Below are 2,158 nucleotides of genomic sequence, written 5' to 3'. Positions count from 1 at the left end.
CATTACCTTGGTAATCGCCGCGGTCAGTGTCGTTTTACCATGGTCAACGTGACCAATGGTGCCCACGTTTACATGCGGTTTCGTACGTTCAAATTTTTCTTTGGACATCTGAGGATCTCCCCATCAAAACATCAATAAATTAAAAGACAAATCTAAAACAAATTTGGAGCCCATGGGCGGAATTGAACCGCCGACCTCATCCTTACCAAGGATGCGCTCTACCCCTGAGCTACATGGGCCGAATACTGCGTGAACCTGGAACCCACCAGACTCAACTCCAACTTGGAGCGGGTGATGGGAATCGAACCCACATAATCAGCTTGGAAGGCTGAGGTTCTACCATTGAACTACACCCGCCGAACCTTTGGTCCCGCATCCGGCGGGACATACTGCTTAAATATATGGTGGAGGGGGGAGGATTCGAACCTCCGAAGGCGGAGCCAGCAGATTTACAGTCTGCCCCCTTTGGCCACTCGGGAACCCCTCCACATGCAAGCCCGCAATGATCTCCAAAACCTGGGCGCGTGTCAACAGATTAGCGACAAAAAAGTCACACAACCCTAAAATCACCTTTTTCTGACCCGGCGAAAATAATGGCCATCATTTTCCTGTAGACTCTTGCAGCTAAAATCAGGGTGAAAACCCAGTCGCAGCCCCATAATAAATGCGAACAGACTATAGGCCATCACGAAAACAACGGATAAAGATCAGATGAAAGTAACGATATATGGTTCAGGCTACGTCGGCCTAGTCACAGGCGCCTGCCTCGCTCAAGTCGGTAATGACGTTCTTTGTGTAGACATCGATCCACGCAAAATTGACATGCTCAACAACGACGAAATTCCGATCTATGAACCAGGTCTTGAGGATATTGTTCGAAGCAATCGTCTCGCAGGACGCCTCAATTTTACCCTCGATGTCCAGAAAGGCGTTGATCACGGGCTATTTCAGTTCATTGCAGTTGGCACCCCACCCGACGAGGACGGCTCCGCCGATCTGCAACATGTACTCGCCGTTGCAAAGAGCATTGGTGAGCACATAGATGAACATAAGGTAGTCATTAACAAATCTACGGTACCTGTTGGAACCGCCGACAAGGTCCGAGCACAAATCGAAGAAGTGCTTGCTAGTCGTAGCGTGGATGCTGAATTTGATGTTGTCTCCAACCCAGAGTTCCTTAAAGAGGGTGCCGCGATTGAAGATTTCATGCGCCCCGACAGAATTGTCATCGGCACCGACAACCATCGTGCGACTGAGCTGTTACGCACACTCTATGCTCCATTCAATCGCAGCCATGACCGCCTCGTAGAGATGGACATCCGTTCAGCCGAACTCACCAAATACGCCTCAAATGCAATGCTTGCTACTAAGATTAGCTTCATGAATGAATTAGCTAATCTAGCTGAGCAACTCGGTGCTGACATTGAAAATGTCCGAATTGGTATGGGCTCTGACCCCCGTATTGGCTACCACTTTATCTATCCTGGCGCGGGCTATGGTGGCTCCTGCTTCCCTAAAGATGTACAAGCCCTTGAACGAACTGCCGACCAGATTGGATATAACGCCGAACTACTCAGATCCGTTGAGGCCGTTAACTACAGACAGAAACAGCGTCTTTTCCAAAAGATTGAGACACATTTCAAAGGCGATTTAGCTGGGAAGTCCTTTGCACTATGGGGGCTTTCATTTAAACCCAACACCGATGACATGCGTGAAGCACCCAGCCGTGTTTTGATGGAAGCACTTTGGGCAGCAGGCGCAAAGGTTCAAGCCTTTGATCCCGAGGCAATGGAAGAGACAAGTAGAATCTATGGTGAGCGTAACGACCTAAAACTTTGCGAAGACCATGACGAGGCTCTGCAGGGCGCCGACGCACTCGTTGTCGTCACAGAGTGGAACCTCTTCCGTAGCCCTGACATGGATAAGATCAAATCGGCTCTCTCTGAACCAACTGTCTTTGATGGACGCAACCTCTACGACCCACAAACCATGAATGAACTCGGGTTTGAATACTATGCAATAGGTCGAGGAAAATAATCATTTCCAACCATCCTGAAGAAGCCACACGCTGTAAATCTTTGACTTGGACTCGACAAACCACCAGAAACTACAGCGCCCCACCCCGCAACACCCTAACTGGCATACGACGGGATGGGGC

2 protein-coding genes and 3 tRNA genes are annotated in these 2,158 nt (G+C 49.5%); 1 reads left to right on the top strand and 4 read right to left on the bottom strand.

Annotated elements, in window-relative coordinates; genetic code table 11:
• The 4 genes from BOW52_RS16665 to BOW52_RS16650 all read right to left on the bottom strand — a co-directional run.
• Positions 1-108: GTP-binding protein (locus BOW52_RS16665; protein WP_135622433.1), on the bottom strand; the 108-nt coding region annotated here is incomplete at its 3' end.
• A gap of 56 nt (positions 109-164) precedes the next feature.
• Positions 165-239 (bottom strand) — tRNA-Thr (locus BOW52_RS16660).
• A gap of 44 nt (positions 240-283) precedes the next feature.
• Positions 284-357 (bottom strand) — tRNA-Gly (locus BOW52_RS16655).
• A gap of 45 nt (positions 358-402) precedes the next feature.
• Positions 403-487: transfer RNA gene (locus BOW52_RS16650), tRNA-Tyr, on the bottom strand.
• Positions 488-711: 224 nt separating this feature from the next.
• Here BOW52_RS16650 and BOW52_RS16645 point away from each other — a divergent pair.
• The gene (locus tag BOW52_RS16645) at positions 712-2,037 is read left to right on the top strand and encodes a UDP-glucose dehydrogenase family protein (protein ID WP_078485207.1); all 1,326 of its coding nucleotides are present in this window, start codon (positions 712-714) and stop codon (positions 2,035-2,037) included.
• Positions 2,038-2,158: the final 121 nt, after the last annotated feature.

The sequence above is a fragment of the Solemya pervernicosa gill symbiont genome (genome assembly GCF_002020875.1).
GTDB lineage: Bacteria > Pseudomonadota > Gammaproteobacteria.
Note: the sequence above shows the minus strand (reverse complement) of the source record. Positions and strands in the feature narration are given on the sequence as shown.